At 44.7% G+C, this 14,174-nt stretch carries 15 protein-coding genes and 1 tRNA gene; 10 read left to right on the top strand and 6 right to left on the bottom strand.

Translation table 11 applies throughout. From position 1 onward, the window contains the following. The first annotated feature begins 17 nt into the window (after positions 1-17). Together AAW31_RS02975 and AAW31_RS02970 are read left to right on the top strand one after the other, a co-directional pair. A complete protein-coding gene (locus AAW31_RS02975; protein ID WP_046849095.1) occupies positions 18-1,181 on the top strand; it encodes an ABC transporter ATP-binding protein in 1,164 nt (387 codons plus the stop codon). A 94-nt stretch (positions 1,182-1,275) separates the two neighbouring features. Beyond that, positions 1,276-1,494 (top strand): hypothetical protein, encoded by a 219-nt coding sequence (locus tag AAW31_RS02970; RefSeq protein WP_144412822.1) that lies wholly within the window; start codon positions 1,276-1,278, stop codon positions 1,492-1,494. A gap of 61 nt (positions 1,495-1,555) precedes the next feature. Here the strand turns inward: AAW31_RS02970 and AAW31_RS02965 are convergent, their stop codons facing one another. Continuing rightward, on the bottom strand, positions 1,556-2,734 hold the full coding sequence (locus AAW31_RS02965; protein ID WP_046849093.1) for an NAD(P)/FAD-dependent oxidoreductase: 1,179 nt from the start codon (positions 2,732-2,734) through the stop codon (positions 1,556-1,558). A gap of 327 nt (positions 2,735-3,061) precedes the next feature. Between AAW31_RS02965 and AAW31_RS02960 the strand changes: the two genes are divergently transcribed. After that, entirely contained in the window at positions 3,062-3,769 is a 708-nt protein-coding gene (locus tag AAW31_RS02960; RefSeq protein ID WP_158441361.1) for a DUF4410 domain-containing protein, read from the top strand. A 76-nt stretch (positions 3,770-3,845) separates the two neighbouring features. On the opposite strand, the gene AAW31_RS02955 is transcribed toward AAW31_RS02960, so the two are convergent. Further along, positions 3,846-4,439, bottom strand: a complete 594-nt coding sequence (locus AAW31_RS02955; protein WP_046849091.1) for a histidine phosphatase family protein — start codon at positions 4,437-4,439, stop codon at positions 3,846-3,848. A 299-nt stretch (positions 4,440-4,738) separates the two neighbouring features. On the opposite strand from AAW31_RS02955, the gene AAW31_RS02950 reads away from it, so the two are divergent. Further along, entirely contained in the window at positions 4,739-5,158 is a 420-nt protein-coding gene (locus tag AAW31_RS02950; RefSeq protein WP_046849090.1) for a secondary thiamine-phosphate synthase enzyme YjbQ, read from the top strand. Positions 5,159-5,388: 230 nt separating this feature from the next. On the opposite strand, the gene AAW31_RS02945 is transcribed toward AAW31_RS02950, so the two are convergent. Beyond that, positions 5,389-5,769 carry a diacylglycerol kinase family protein gene (locus AAW31_RS02945; protein ID WP_046849089.1) on the bottom strand — a complete coding sequence of 127 codons (381 nt, stop codon included), beginning with the start codon at positions 5,767-5,769 and terminating at the stop codon, positions 5,389-5,391. Between the two features lie 188 nt (positions 5,770-5,957). Between AAW31_RS02945 and AAW31_RS02940 the strand changes: the two genes are divergently transcribed. Together AAW31_RS02940 and AAW31_RS02935 are read left to right on the top strand one after the other, a co-directional pair. Further along, positions 5,958-8,045, top strand: a complete 2,088-nt coding sequence (locus AAW31_RS02940; protein ID WP_046849088.1) for a TonB-dependent receptor family protein — start codon at positions 5,958-5,960, stop codon at positions 8,043-8,045. A 40-nt stretch (positions 8,046-8,085) separates the two neighbouring features. Next, on the top strand, positions 8,086-9,216 hold the full coding sequence (locus AAW31_RS02935; RefSeq protein WP_200899694.1) for a PQQ-dependent sugar dehydrogenase: 1,131 nt from the start codon (positions 8,086-8,088) through the stop codon (positions 9,214-9,216). Between the two features lie 234 nt (positions 9,217-9,450). On the opposite strand, the gene AAW31_RS02930 is transcribed toward AAW31_RS02935, so the two are convergent. The 3 genes from AAW31_RS02930 to ispB form a co-directional block, all read right to left on the bottom strand. Next, positions 9,451-9,702, bottom strand: coding sequence for an acyl carrier protein (locus tag AAW31_RS02930; protein WP_046849086.1), 252 nt, complete (start codon positions 9,700-9,702; stop codon positions 9,451-9,453). 304 nt (positions 9,703-10,006) lie between these two features. After that, positions 10,007-10,083 (bottom strand) — tRNA-Pro (locus AAW31_RS02925). A gap of 97 nt (positions 10,084-10,180) precedes the next feature. Continuing rightward, positions 10,181-11,149, bottom strand: coding sequence for an octaprenyl diphosphate synthase (ispB, locus tag AAW31_RS02920; protein WP_046849085.1), 969 nt, complete (start codon positions 11,147-11,149; stop codon positions 10,181-10,183). Between the two features lie 147 nt (positions 11,150-11,296). Between ispB and rplU the strand changes: the two genes are divergently transcribed. The 4 genes from rplU (at position 11,297) to proB (ending at position 14,160) form a co-directional block, all read left to right on the top strand. Continuing rightward, on the top strand, positions 11,297-11,608 hold the full coding sequence (gene rplU, locus AAW31_RS02915; RefSeq protein ID WP_046849084.1) for a 50S ribosomal protein L21: 312 nt from the start codon (positions 11,297-11,299) through the stop codon (positions 11,606-11,608). Between the two features lie 20 nt (positions 11,609-11,628). Then, a complete protein-coding gene (gene rpmA / locus AAW31_RS02910; protein WP_046849083.1) occupies positions 11,629-11,886 on the top strand; it encodes a 50S ribosomal protein L27 in 258 nt (85 codons plus the stop codon). Positions 11,887-12,010: 124 nt separating this feature from the next. Then, entirely contained in the window at positions 12,011-13,042 is a 1,032-nt protein-coding gene (gene cgtA, locus AAW31_RS02905; RefSeq protein ID WP_046849082.1) for an Obg family GTPase CgtA, read from the top strand. After that, complete coding sequence (gene proB, locus AAW31_RS02900; protein WP_046849081.1) at positions 13,039-14,160, top strand: glutamate 5-kinase; 1,122 nt, start codon at positions 13,039-13,041, stop codon at positions 14,158-14,160. Before cgtA ends, proB begins: the two co-directional genes overlap by 4 nt. Positions 14,161-14,174 lie beyond the last annotated feature (14 nt).

The raw sequence follows: 14,174 nt of genomic DNA, 5'->3' as shown, positions 1-14,174 counted from the left end.
GTGATCAAATTGACTATATGGCAAAAATTGAACTAAGCAATGTGACCAAACAATTTCCTGATGGGACGGTAGCAGTCAGTGCGACCAGTTTTGTCATTAATGATGGCGAATTTTTTATTCTCGTCGGCCCCTCCGGCTGCGGTAAATCAACCTTGCTGCATATGATCGTCGGTCTGGAAGGAGTCAGCAGCGGCGAGATTCGACTTGACGGCAAAGTAATTAACCACCTGGATCCGAAGGATCGCAATATGGCGATGGTCTTTCAGAGCTATGCCCTCTATCCGCATATGAATGTGCGGCAAAATATCGCGTTCCCGCTCGTCATGGCGAAAGTACCCAAAAAAGAAATAAATAAGCGTGTGGAAGAAACCGCGGCTATTCTAGAATTGAGCCATTTACTCGACAGTAAGCCGCGAAATTTATCGGGCGGTCAGCGTCAGCGTGTGGCGATGGGCAGGGCGATTGTGCGCAATCCACAAGCTTTCTTACTTGATGAGCCATTATCCAATCTTGATGCCAGGCTGCGTAATCAAATGCGTACCGAGCTCGCCCGACTGCAAAAGCGACTAGGCACCACGACTGTTTATGTGACCCATGATCAGACCGAAGCCATGACGCTCGGTGACCGGGTAGCGGTTTTAAATAAAGGCGTGGTTCAGCAAATCGGAACCCCTTATGAATTATATCGGCAACCCGGCGATTTATTTGTAGCGGGATTTGTCGGTTCCCCAGCCATGAATTTTTTTCCGGTACAACTCAGAGATAGCCGACTGTTCTTTTTCTCACTCGATTTAGAAATAAATTTTCCTGAGAGCATGACTCTTCCAAGCCAGCATCAATACGCCATTGCGGGTATCCGTCCTGAAGATTTTTACGTATTGTCTGATGAAAGTGGACAGCATCCGAAACAAGCCGCCTTTGATACGCAAGTAGATGTGGTGGAGTGGTTAGGTGCTGAAGTGCTCATTTACTTTCAAATCAAAAATAACCAGTGGCCCGACATGCCTGCATTAACACGGGATCTTAACCTGGACAAGAAGTCAGGTGATAAATGGCAGATTACCGCTAAGTTAGATGCCAGCCATCGCATCAAGGAAGGGGACAGGATAAAACTGACTTTCGATATAGATAAATTACATTTATTTGACCCGCAAACAGGCGAACGTTTGACAGCAAAATAAAGGTTGAGACACTGTAATTGGTCCCAGAAGCCGCAGCTAGATGCGGTGGAGCATGTGGTAAGTCAAATGCGCAGGGTGCGATAAGGCCACAAGGATGTTCCCTGCCATCAATGGCAGCGCCAGATTGGTACTTGCAGCGGCATCGCCAACTAAAGGTAGCGTGCAACATCCTGGAAATTCCTTCCAGGATTTTTATTCTCTGGCGTACAAGGCATCTACGCAAGATGCTCTTCCATTTCAATCAAACACGACGCGAAGGCGAGCCGCAGACAGCATCAATCATACGGCAAGGCAACAAGCAAAATTTGGCTGATAAAATCAGTTTTGATTTAGAAATGGAATTAATCAGGTCAATACTGACAAAAGCGTAATAACTAATCGCTTATTCGTCCTGACAGAGTTTCCTGGGTGTGTTCAGCTTTTTCGGCAATCAATTGAGTGGCTGCCTCAATCTGACCCCATGTATTCCATAGCAGTACACCGCGTACCTGTTTATTTTGCAAATAGTAGATTACACCTTTGTGAAAGGGTTCTTTCCAGTCTGCAACGATATCGAGGCTAGCATCAAGCTCGCCTATCGCTTCATATCCCAAATCAAATAGATCAGAGTAGAAATAAGGTTGGTAATGGTAAGGATTTGATTGACCAGCCATGTTTTCGCCAGCGATTTTTCCCATGACATTTGCGTTGTCTTCATGCTCTACCCGTATTCGTTTTTCCAGCAAAGGGCTATAGAAATTGGCTACGTCACCTGCAGCATAAATATCAGGATGACTCGTGCGCAGGCATTCGTCGACGACAATTCCATTATCGATGGCGAGTCCAGCTTGCCTGGCAAGATCAATGTTAGGTTGAATTCCAAGTCCAGCTATAATGCCATCCGCCGTGATTTCCATACCATTCTCTGTCATCACACTTATTTTGCTGCCTTCTTTACGAATGGTTTTGACCGTGTCGCCTGCATGGAGGGTGACGCCTTTTTCTCGATAATAGCTATTCAAATATTCTGAGAGGGCTTGAGGATAAATACGTGCGCCAATACTCTTTGCAGGAAAAATCATGGTGACGTGTTTATTATTCATGGCAAGGGCAGCAGCAATTTCTGAACCGATGAACCCCCCACCGATGACCACAAAATCGGAGCCCTGCTCGCATAGTTCGCGTAACTTCTGGTAATCATCTACCGTTCTAAAGTAGATGACATTCTCATCTAAATAGGGTAATCGTCGAACTGATCCGCCAGTGGCGAGTAACAGCTTTTCATAGGTATAAATATTTCCAACATTATCGATGGCGATCTTCTTGGTTGGATCAAGCGTGACAATTTTTTTGCCTATGTGGACAGCCACATTCATATCATGTTGGCTACGCCAGATGGATTCAAATGCCGCGCCTTTCCATAATGATTTGGTGAGTGGGGGGCGATCATAGGGTGAATGTAATTCTTCACAGATCATGGCGATGGTACCGTTTGGGTCAACCTGGCGTATGCCGTGAAGAGCTGAATCGGCAGTCATTCCGCCACCGACAATAAGGTATTTGTGATGTTTCATGGGAGCTCCTGATAAGAAAGATGCACGCTAAAAACTTATCACCCGTGTTTATTCAAGCAACTTGAAATATATTACCTCGAAAATCTCATCTTTATTAGCCTTTATTAGCTTGGGATAGGTCAATCTCCTGTAATGGTTCCGTATCAATAGAAGGTAAGTGCGTTCTCACTGATTTCCATTTACTCAAAAAAAGCAAGGACATAGCTTGACGATATGGCTTACTGTTGGCATAGTACTCAAAACTAGGCAGTGGGAGTGAAGGATCTTTTTGTTCTCCAATCAAACAAGCGGGGTGCTTTGATGAAGATAATGTTTGGTAAAGGTCTCATGACCATAATCATTGCTTTGCTAGTCACTGGCTGCGCTCAACATACCACACGGATTGCGAACGAGCCTCCCTTTTTCAATCTATCCAAACCAGAAACAGTATTAATTTATGAGTTTGCAGTGCACCCCGAAGATATTAAACAAAATTCTGCTCTGTTTGCAAGGATTGGCAGGAGCCTGGCAGGCAGTAATCAAACAGCGGAACAAGTTCAGATAGGGCGGGAAGTGGCCGATGCTTTGGCTGCAGAGCTGATGATAAAAATAGCGGCTATGGGTTTGAACCCTGTACGCGCTACGGCCCATACACCGATCAGCAAAGATGCAATTATCATTACCGGAGAATTTATTGACATAAACGAAGGTAATCGCTTGCGTCGTACCGTGATTGGTTTAGGTGCGGGTAAGTCTTCGCTTGATAGCCATGTACGGGTCTTAGCACAGAAAGAGTCTGGTATTGAAGAGCTGATTGCTTTTGACGCCCATTCGGAAAGCGGCAACATGCCTGGGGCGGCTGTCTTGGGTCCGGCTGGTGTCGCGGCAGGAGCAGGTACAACGGCAGTAGTTTCCACCAATGTAGCACTGGGAGCTGGTAAAGCTTACAAGTCGGCTTCGGCACAGCAAGCCAGGAGTATGGCTGATAAGATAGCGATAGAGCTAGAAAAATACTTCGCCAGACACGGCTGGATCGATTCCTCCTTGGCAAAATAAAAAGTGCCTGGTCTTGTACCTGGAGCACCACTCGTACTATTTCGTCCAGCTGGACTTTCAGGATTGTTTATTTCAGTTAGAGAGCTCCATTCAGAAACTCCAGCATTTCACCTGTTTCTGTGCGCCGAATGCGGGTAATTCCGCCGTAACTCACTTTAATTCGATAGAAGCCAGCCGGTGGTGCAAGGATGGTTCGTGCAATGACTGCACGAATCACCCCTGCATGTGCAACGATGAGATAATGCTTACTTTGAGAGTGCTCTACAATTTCGTCATAGGCTGAGCTGACTCGATTGATGAAATCATCCAGTGCTTCTGCACCTTGAGGTCGATGTGTTACCGGATTTCTCAGGAAGGACTGAAACTCATCAGGTTTGCTTGTTTTAATTTCTTGGTGGCTAAGCCCTTCCCACGCACCTAATCCCACCTCTTTAAATCGATGCTCAACAGTAACGTCTATGCCGTGACGCTCTCCGAGTGCGCGTGCAAACGCCTGGCAGCGTTGTAACGGAGAGGTGATAATCTGCTCCCATGCGTTATATTCACCCACTGCATTCCACATTTGAGACCAGCCTTTTTCACTGAGCGGATCATCAATGTTGTGACCTCGATAACGCTGTCCGCCAACAGGCTCGCCATGACGAATCAAATCAATAACAGTTTCTGTCATAAGAAAAACTTTAATGGTAGTATTTTTTGATGGGGTAGTTTACCTGAATTGGTCCTATTCCATTTCTTAATCAAACATAACGCGATGGCGAGCCGCAGACAGTGTTAATAATGCGGCAAGGCCGCAAGCAAGGTTAGCCGACAAAGTTAGTTTTGATTCAGATATGGAATGATACAAGAGCAAAATTTTTACAGAGCTGGATTGAGTATCGCTACCATAGGGAATATTGTCAGCTCAAAAATACTGCTGCCCGAGATTGAAAGAAACTGCATAATTTCAAGAAATAGGATAACTATTTTATGTGGATACAAAAACAACTTTATCTTAGAGCCCGCATACGCGGCTTTCACCTGGTGACTGATGAAATATTGCAACAGCTACCGGAATTAAGGCAGATCAGGATAGGGATCATGAATATTTTGCTTCAGCATACTTCTGCTTCGTTAACCCTTAATGAAAATGCAGATCCGGCCGTGCGCCAGGATTTTGAAGATTACTTCAATCATACCGTACCTGAGAAAGCACCTTATTACCGGCATAGGGATGAAGGAAGCGATGATCTTCCAGCCCATCTAAAATCCAGTTTGTTAGGTTGCAGCTTGTTGATTCCTGTCAGCAATGGCCGACTCAATTTAGGCACATGGCAGGGAATTTACCTGGGCGAGCACCGTAATCATGGAGGAAGCAGAAGCCTGATTATTACCATTCATGGTGAATAATGCCATCGATAATGTTAAAAACTACCTCTAGAATCATTAAATTTTAACAAGATCCTTGCCGAATCCATCTTGCCCATATTATTGATGCGGTCTGCGGCTCACTTTCGCGTCATGTTTGATTGGGAAATGGAATGACCTATCCGGTATAGGCTGCGTCAACATTTTTTGTTCTTGCCTTGTCTTGTTTAGAATTTTGAATTTTTAGAGGCGCGCTCTTAATTAAAAAATAGTCATAAGTAAGCTTTAAAATAAGGCAGAAATATAATTAAACCAATGATGATGGCACCAATGGCGCTGATCAGCACAGCACCTGCAGCCACATCTTTGGATTTTTGAATGAGGGGATGCGGAGCGGGTGAAACAGCATCGCATAAAAATTCGATGGCAGTATTTAAAGCTTCTGCAACAAACACCGCTAAGATAGCTAAAATGACGAGACACCACTCAATAGGATCAATCTGAAAAAACAGCCCACAGCTGATGACCAGAGTGGTAGCAAGAAGGTGAATCCAAAAATTATGCTGACTCTTTATCAATACAGCTATGCCTGATAATGCGTAGCTAAAACTTCTGATTCTGGCTGCAAAGGAGAAGGTAGATAGCTTGTTCAAATTTTTCGTACTACCCAGCTGTTGCGTGACATTGTTGGTTTATCCACCAAAGAATGAACCCTGCGATTTTATTGTTGAATAGAGACATCGGCGTAAAATGGAAGTAATCGTCAAAAACTGAACAAAAAATCTTACTGTCGATTAATAAGATAACCCGATTCATAACGTGAGGAAAAAGCAAATTAGCTATGTTAGCTTGTGGCATACGCTCGAACAGCAGCTTAGTGATCCATTCCATCCTCATTGGTTCCTTCATCACGCCTGTTCTAGCCCAGGCACAACAATCCAAAATACCCGAACTTACCCCTTTTGCGCCTATTACTGTGACTACCACGCGCACAGAAAAAAAACCTGAGCAACTACCCGAGGCAATTTCCCATATTGAGCGGAGTAAATATACTGATCTTCAACCTGGCGCCACGTTGGATGAATTTGCGCATGGCACGCCCGGTGTTTTTTTTCAGAATCAATATAATTTTACACAAGATTTACGGATAGCCATCCGTGGCTTTGGTGCGCGTTCACCGTTTGGCGTGCGGGGTATCCAGTTGCGTGTCGATGATATTCCGCAGACTTTACCTGATGGTCAGACACAGCTCGATGCCATCGATCCAGCCTTAATCGAACGTATGGAAATTTTACGAGGCCCATCAGCTTCGCTATATGGCAATGCTTCCGGTGGTATGATCAGCATTACCACACGCTCACCCCGCGAAAAGTTTGAAGTGATGCCACGTCTGGTTTTGGGTCAGTTCGGTTATTTGAAATCGGAATTGTACGCAGGGGGACGGATGTCAAATTTTGACTATGGATTGTTTGGATCATATCTTCAGCAGAAGGGCTGGCGCGATCACAGCAGCATGGAAAATTTATTTTCCCAAGTCAAATTGAATTTCCAACCTTCACCTGATTCCGACTGGATGATTTTAATGCATGAGTTTTATTCCCCCGATTCGAAAGATCCAGGGGCCTTAACGCTCGCTGAAGTGAATGCCAATCCGAAACAGGCGGCAATCAATAATCAGTTATATAACGCCAGTGAAGCTATCCGTCAGGAACAATTCGCCGTGCGCTACCGGAAAAGCCCATCTGCTAATCAGATGTTAACCATTGTTGCTCATGTGTTACACCGCGATTTCCAGAATTTATTACCCTTTAACAACGGTGGTCAGGTCGAATTCGATCGCTGGACTGGAGGATTGACAGCCCAGTTTGTGAGCAATCATACTTTGCTGAAGCGCGCCAATCGCTTGCTGGCTGGTGTTGACTATGCCATCCAGAATGATGATCGGCGACGCTTTAATAACCTTTTTGGCGTTCGGGGCGCGTTGAATCTGGATCAAATTGAACGCGTACAGAATGTCGGGCCGTTTTTGCGGAATGAATGGAGTATTAGCGATAAATTGGATTTCGTGACGGGTGGACGCTGGGATTGGCTGCAATATCGGGTAAAAGATGTATTTCTTTCGGATAGCGATCAATCAGGCACTAGAACACTTTCTCAAGCGAGTGGTACAGCGGGGCTTGTGTATCGCTTGCTGGATACCCATCAGATTTATAGCAATATCGCCTCCGTATTCGAAGCCCCTACCACTACAGAATTGATCAACAACCCGGCAGGGATGGGAGGATTCAATAATAACCTTGAAGCCCAGACTTCCTTGAGCAAGGAAATTGGATTACGTGGCAATCCTGCTGGCTTTGCGTATGAAGCCACCTTTTTCCATATCCATACCCGTAATGAAATCACTCCCTTTGAATTAGCCGAATCTCCAGGCCGCGCTTTTTTTCGTAATGCAGGAAAATCGCGTAGACTAGGGGTGGAAACCCGTCTGGCAACGCCAGTATGGCATGGGCTGCAAGGTGAAGTCGCCTACACTTATTCGGATTTCCAGTTTGAGCATTATGTCGTCGATAATATCGATCTGAAAGGCAATGAATTTCCGGGATTACCAAAACATAGATGGGAGGGGAGAGTACGTTACACCCATCCCTCTGGCCTATTTGGGCAACTGCATGTCCATCGGGTAGGGGAATTTTTTGTGAATGATATCAATACTGTCACCAACTCTGCCTATAACCTGGGGCAATTATTGTTGGGGTGGGAAAAGAAACATCGCTGGCTCGAGGGTTCGGTATTTGTTGGCATTAATAATTTGTTCGATGAGCGCTACAATGCGAATACGCGCATCAATGCTGCAGCTGGTCGTTTCTTTGAACCAGGTCCACCCCTCAATGTGTTTGGTGGGCTGCGCATCCGGATGACGCCGTTTTGATGCTTTATTCACTCTTACCATCAATAAGGAAGGAATGAAAATGACTCGTATTATGCTGATAATCAAGCTGTTCGCTTTATTTGCTTCAAGCAGTCCCTATTTCTTTTCCACGGCATATGCTCAATCTTCCCAGGTGAAATTCGATGTGCATGTCTTGGTTAATGGATTAAATCATCCCTGGAGTATGGTATTTCTGCCTGATGGGCAAATACTGTTAACTGAGCGTATAGGACAGCTTCGTATCGTATCGACCGATGGCAAATTATCCGCGCCTATCAAGGGTGTGCCCGCCGTGTTTGCTGAGGATCAAGGCGGGTTGCTGGGTTTGGCGCTGGATCCCGATTTTTCCAAAAACCATCTCATTTATTTTTCCTATGCGGAATCACAAGCCGATAAGGCCGGCACTGTTGTTGCCAGAGCAAAACTGGTCGATATGGCACTGGAAAATCTACAAGTGATCTTCCGTCAACAGCCCAAAACAGACGGTAATAAGCATTTTGGGTCTCGGCTGGTATTTGCGCCGGATGGCAATCTTTTTGTGACGCTTGGTGAACGTTTCAAATATATGGACCAAGCTCAGCAACTCGATAATCATCTCGGTAAACTGGTCAGAATACGTAGTGATGGCTCTGTGCCCTCTGACAATCCCTTTGTCAGGGACCCCCGGGCCAAACCTGAAATCTGGTCCTACGGTCATCGGCATATTCAAGGAGCTGCCATTCATCCTGGTACCGGAGAATTATGGATTCATGAACATGGTCCCCGTGGAGGAGATGAAATCAATATTCCCAAACCCGGCAAGAATTATGGCTGGCCACTAGCCAGTTATGGCATTCACTACTGGATGGTACCCATCAAAAAGGAGCATGCCGAGCGAGGATTTGAAGAGCCGATTTATTACTGGACACCTTCTATCGCTCCTTCTGGCATGATGTTTTATCAAGGCAATATGTTCCCGGAATGGAAGGGTAATTTATTTGTTGGGGCATTGGCCGGCAAGCATCTGGCCCGGTTGATAGTCAATGGGAAGAATGTTCTGGGTGATGAAAAATTATTGAAAGATAGCGCACGGATTCGCGATGTTGCAGCAGGGCCGGATGGTGCGATTTATCTGTTAACTGATGAGGAGAATGGAAAATTGCTCAGGTTGACGCGAGCAACGGCGCCATAAGTTTGAACCCGGCACATAGAAAGGGTTTATCGGAGTCTTGAGAAAGTGAAGCGAGATTCCCTCGGTCTACTCACCATTAGAGGAGCAGACATCTATTTCATTACAAAAATTGATCAATTATCTTGGCTACTTAACCACAATAGTTAAATGATAGAGCGGATTAATAATGAAGATAAGCACGCTTTTCCTGCTCGGTTTGCAGATAAAAAGCAAAGGGAGGATTTTCTAGCGATTTCAATATGATAATTTCTGCTCAACAAAGCGGGTCAGGCTGCCAAGTGTTTCAAAGGTATTAGCGCTTATTTCATCATCATCTATTGAAATATCATAATATTCTTCCAGTGCTGTGATGACATTGACGACTGCCATTGAATCCAGCTCAGGGAGATTTCCAAGTAAAATAGTATCTTCTCTAAGTGAGTGTTTACGCTCGCCTAAATTGAGGACATTAGCCAAGATATTTTTGACTTCTTCTAGATGTTGCATGATGACTCCAAAGTTGATGCTTTTTCGCAAATAAAAAAAGGCTATTTAGTTAATGTATTTCGAGATGGAATTTTGAAAAAAAATTAAATAAAAATAGGCGAATAAAAGAAAACAGGGAAATAATGATTATTTGTCACTTGCCGACATGAAAATGTATGACTTGCCCAACCTGCAAGTTTAATTTATTTTCCTGTCTTTATCGATAAGAAACACAAGCAGTGGTAATAAAATGGACGCAGATCAACTTTTTTACTTGGTAGAAAGAGGATGCAAATCTTTTGCCAGCGCTTGTGTATATAAAGATTGGTCGGGGTGAGAGGATTTGAACCTCCGACGCCTGCGTCCCGAACGCAGTACTCTACCAGGCTGAGCTACACCCCGTGAACATCTTATAAATTTGTATTCATACGTGCAGCCGTACGCTGAGTTTTATTCCAACTGATTGTGATGGCAATAAAGGGAGCGAATTGATATAGCATTAATGATTTCTTGTTACAGCGAAATGAGCTAATTGTAACAAACATTCCTTATAGCTAGAATCAGACAATTTCGCGATAGCTTCTGCCGCTATTTCAGCTTCCTTTTGCGCGCGTTGTTGTGCATAGTCAAGGGCGCCTGTTTGCTGAATAATTTCTAGAACCGTTTGGAATCCGCTTGCTCCACCTGATTTGATGGCTTCACGTATGACACTTGCCTGCTTGTCTGAACCTGTGCGCATGGCATAAATTAAAGGTAAGGTGGGTTTGCCCTCAGCAAGATCATCCCCAAGATTTTTGCCCGTATCCTGGTAATCGCCTGAATAATCCAGCAGATCATCGATCAATTGGAATGCCGTGCCTAGGTGCATTCCATAGATTGCTAAAGCTTCTTCTTCAAATTGAGTGGCGTTGCCAAGAATGGCCCCAATACGTGCAGCGGCCTCAAAAAGTTTGGCGGTCTTAAAGCGAATAACACGTAGATAATTTTCTTCTTCTACATCAGGATCTCTACAATTTAGTAATTGTAATACCTCACCTTCGGCTATGATATTCGTGGCATCAGAGAGAACTTTCATAATACGCATATTATCGACCTCCACCATCATTTGGAAGGAGCGCGAATAAAGAAAATCTCCCACTAATACACTGGATGCATTACCAAATAAAGCATTGGCAGTTGCTTTATTACGCCGTAACTGTGATTCGTCTACGACATCATCATGTAATAGTGTAGCGGTATGAATGAATTCAACGACGGCAGCGAGACTGTGATGATGCTGCCCGGAATAATTAAATACACCGGCAGATAAAATTACCAGTGCCGGGCGCAGTCGTTTGCCTCCATTATGAATGATGTATTCACCTATTTGATGAATAAGTGCGACCTGAGAATGAAGCTTTTGTCGTATCACAGCATCAACAGCGCTCATGTCCTGAGCAATAAAGCTCCTAATACGTTCGATTGGCACAACAACCCCTTGAAGAAATAACTATAGTAGAAATGTCACAGCTTAAGTGTCAAGCTGGATTGATATAATTAGATATTAAATATTTGTCACACAAGATGTTCGGACAATTGTATAATTTTAGAATATATGAAAGAGGATGAATAGGATATGTATGCTGTAATAAAAACTGGCGGAAAACAATATCGTGTTGAAGTCGGTAATAAACTAAAAATAGAACAGATTGTAGCGGAAGCCGGCAGTGATCTCGTCATTGACCAGGTTTTGATGGTTTCTGAAGGTGAGAATACATCCATAGGTAAACCATTTCTAGATAGTGCAAAGGTCAGCGCTACTGTGGTAGGGCACGGGCGGCATGATAAAGTACGTATCTTCAAGATGCGTCGCCGCAAACACTATCAGAGACATCAAGGACATCGACAAAATTATACCGAAATCCAGATAACGGATATTTCAGCGTAAATAAAGAAGTGAGGAATTAAATGGCACATAAAAAAGCGGGTGGTAGTTCACGCAATGGGCGCGATTCACACTCCAAACGATTAGGGATAAAACGTTTTGGAGGAGAGCTCATTAAGGCTGGAAACATTATTGTTCGTCAACGTGGCACTCAGTTTCATCCTGGAGAAAATGTTGGCATGGGTAAGGATCATACCTTATATGCAAAAGTTGAGGGAAAGGTTATATTTGGTATAAAAAGTGCCTTTAATCGTAAAACAGTATCGATTATACCTGTTTAAACTCGTCAAATTCTCAAAAGCCCCATTCAATATAATGGGGCTTTTTTTTATTTTGGATGCCACTTTCTGAATATAACGCTTGCTTATTTTGTGCTTTGGACTGATTTCAGGTTGAGACAAGTTTATGAAATTTATTGATGAAGCAAAGATTCAAGTATTTGCAGGGGATGGGGGCAACGGTGTAGCCAGTTTTCGTCGCGAAAAATTCATTCCCAGGGGTGGGCCAGATGGAGGTGATGGCGGTCGTGGCGGCAGTATTTATGCGATTGCCGATCATAACATTAATACTCTGGTTGAATATCGCTTCACCCCGCTATTTCGTGCTAAAAAAGGCGAAAATGGGCGTGGATCAGACTGTTATGGGAAAAGTGCAGACGATATTATTTTACGTATGCCGGTAGGAACGGTGATTACGAATATGGTGACTGGCGAAATCATGGCCGATTTGCAGCATCATGACCAGAAAGTGCTGTTGGCCAAAGGTGGAGCAGGGGGGTTAGGCAATATTCATTTCAAGTCCAGTACCAATCGTGCCCCACGGCAATTTACCTATGGTGAGCCTGGAGAGGATTTTGAGCTAAAGTTAGAACTCAAGGTGTTGGCAGATGTTGGCCTGCTCGGCATGCCGAATGCAGGAAAATCCACCCTGATTCGGGCGGTATCAGCAGCGCGTCCTAAAGTAGCGGATTATCCCTTTACTACGCTCCATCCCAATCTAGGAGTGGTCCGGGTAGATCAGGACCGAAGTTTTGTTATGGCTGATATTCCTGGCTTGGTAGAAGGCGCTGCAGAAGGGGTGGGTCTGGGTCATCGTTTTCTGAAACACTTGGCAAGAACGCGTTTGTTACTCCATGTTATTGACATTGCTCCTTTCGATGAGCAGATCAACCCGGTTCATGAAGCTGAAGCGCTGGTCAAAGAGCTCAAAAAATATAATGAAACACTTTATCAGAAACCGCGTTGGTTAGTACTTAATAAAATTGATATGTTGCCTGATCCGGAGCGTGATGCGTTGTGTCATAAATTTATCCATGATTATGGGTGGAAAGATAAGTGGTTTGGGATTTCAGCATTAACAGGAGAAGGTTGTAGTGCCTTGGTCTATGCCATTATGGATTATCTGGAACAAGAATTAGCGGTGACTGTTGAAGAATGAGCCAATCAATATTGAAACAAGCTCGTCGCATCGTTATCAAGGTTGGGAGCAGTCTGGTCACCAATCAGGGTCAGGGGCTTGATCATGATGCGCTGGCCTGCTGGGCTGCTCAGATTTCTTACCTCAAAGAGATGGGGAAAGAAATCATATTGGTTTCTTCAGGCGCCATAGCGGAAGGCATGCAACGGTTGGGCTGGAAAAAACGACCCACCGCCTTATATGAATTGCAAGCTGCCGCAGCGATTGGGCAGATGGGGCTGGCACAAGCGTATGCAGCTTGTTTTGATCGTTATCAATTGCTTACAGCTCAGGTATTGCTTACACATGATGATTTATCCAACCGCAGACGCTACCTGAATGCCCGCTCGACACTGACTACTTTATTGAAACTCAATATCATACCCATCATCAATGAAAATGATACGGTTGCAATTGATGAGATACGTTTTGGTGACAACGATACTCTGGCTGCCCTGGTAACTAATCTTACTGAAGCCGATGCGCTTGTTATATTGACGGATCAACCCGGCTTATTTACCAGTGATCCGCGTAAAAATAGCGATGCCAAACTAATCCAGAAAGCAAATGCGGGGGATTCTGACATAGTCGCTATGGCGGGAGGAGCCGGCAGCGAAATTGGACGGGGTGGCATGCAAAGCAAAGTGCTTGCAGCCAAGCGTGCAGCGAGAAGCGGTGCGCATACCCTGATCGCTTCGGGGAGAGAGACGAACGTACTGGTTCGTCTGGCGCAAGGTGAGGCAATTGGTACGCTTTTGTTAGCTACCCTGCCGGTACTCATCGCGCGTAAGCAATGGTTGGCTGACCACTTACAGATTCGAGGCACTATCACCATTGATTCAGGCGCCATGAAAGCACTTGCCACGGAAGGAAAAAGCTTGTTACCGATCGGTGTGGTAGAGGTCAGAGGCGATTTCGAGCGTGGAGAAGCGGTGGCTTGTCTGGATCAGGAAGGCAATGAGATTGCGCGTGGCCTCATCAATTACAGCGCCAGGGAAACGCAAAAAATTATGCGACGACCGAGCCATGAAATTCAGTCTATTCTTGGTTATGTGGATGAATCTGAGCTCATTCATCGAAATAATTTAGTTCTGCTGTGAATAAAGATTTAATT

Source organism: Nitrosomonas communis, assembly GCF_001007935.1.
GTDB classification, from domain to species: domain Bacteria; phylum Pseudomonadota; class Gammaproteobacteria; order Burkholderiales; family Nitrosomonadaceae; genus Nitrosomonas; species Nitrosomonas communis.
The sequence above is the reverse complement of the archived record's forward strand: the minus strand, read 5'-3'. Positions and strand labels throughout refer to the sequence as shown.

Bases quoted from the DNA above. Each gene is read 5' to 3' on its own strand.
- rpmA (WP_046849083.1), top strand. From the start codon at position 11,629: ATGGCACATAAAAAAGCGGGTGGTAGTTCACGCAATGGGCGCGATTCA.
- cgtA (WP_046849082.1), top strand. From the start codon at position 12,011: ATGAAATTTATTGATGAAGCAAAGATTCAAGTATTTGCAGGGGATGGG.
- AAW31_RS02950 (WP_046849090.1), top strand. From the start codon at position 4,739: ATGTGGATACAAAAACAACTTTATCTTAGAGCCCGCATACGCGGCTTT.
- AAW31_RS02930 (WP_046849086.1), bottom strand. From the start codon at position 9,702: ATGCAACATCTAGAAGAAGTCAAAAATATCTTGGCTAATGTCCTCAAT.
- rplU (WP_046849084.1), top strand. From the start codon at position 11,297: ATGTATGCTGTAATAAAAACTGGCGGAAAACAATATCGTGTTGAAGTC.
- AAW31_RS02975 (WP_046849095.1), top strand. From the start codon at position 18: ATGGCAAAAATTGAACTAAGCAATGTGACCAAACAATTTCCTGATGGG.
- proB (WP_046849081.1), top strand. From the start codon at position 13,039: ATGAGCCAATCAATATTGAAACAAGCTCGTCGCATCGTTATCAAGGTT.
- AAW31_RS02970 (WP_144412822.1), top strand. From the start codon at position 1,276: ATGTTCCCTGCCATCAATGGCAGCGCCAGATTGGTACTTGCAGCGGCA.
- AAW31_RS02965 (WP_046849093.1), bottom strand. From the start codon at position 2,734: ATGAAACATCACAAATACCTTATTGTCGGTGGCGGAATGACTGCCGAT.
- AAW31_RS02935 (WP_200899694.1), top strand. From the start codon at position 8,086: ATGACTCGTATTATGCTGATAATCAAGCTGTTCGCTTTATTTGCTTCA.
- AAW31_RS02955 (WP_046849091.1), bottom strand. From the start codon at position 4,439: ATGACAGAAACTGTTATTGATTTGATTCGTCATGGCGAGCCTGTTGGC.
- AAW31_RS02940 (WP_046849088.1), top strand. From the start codon at position 5,958: ATGTTAGCTTGTGGCATACGCTCGAACAGCAGCTTAGTGATCCATTCC.
- AAW31_RS02960 (WP_158441361.1), top strand. From the start codon at position 3,062: ATGACCATAATCATTGCTTTGCTAGTCACTGGCTGCGCTCAACATACC.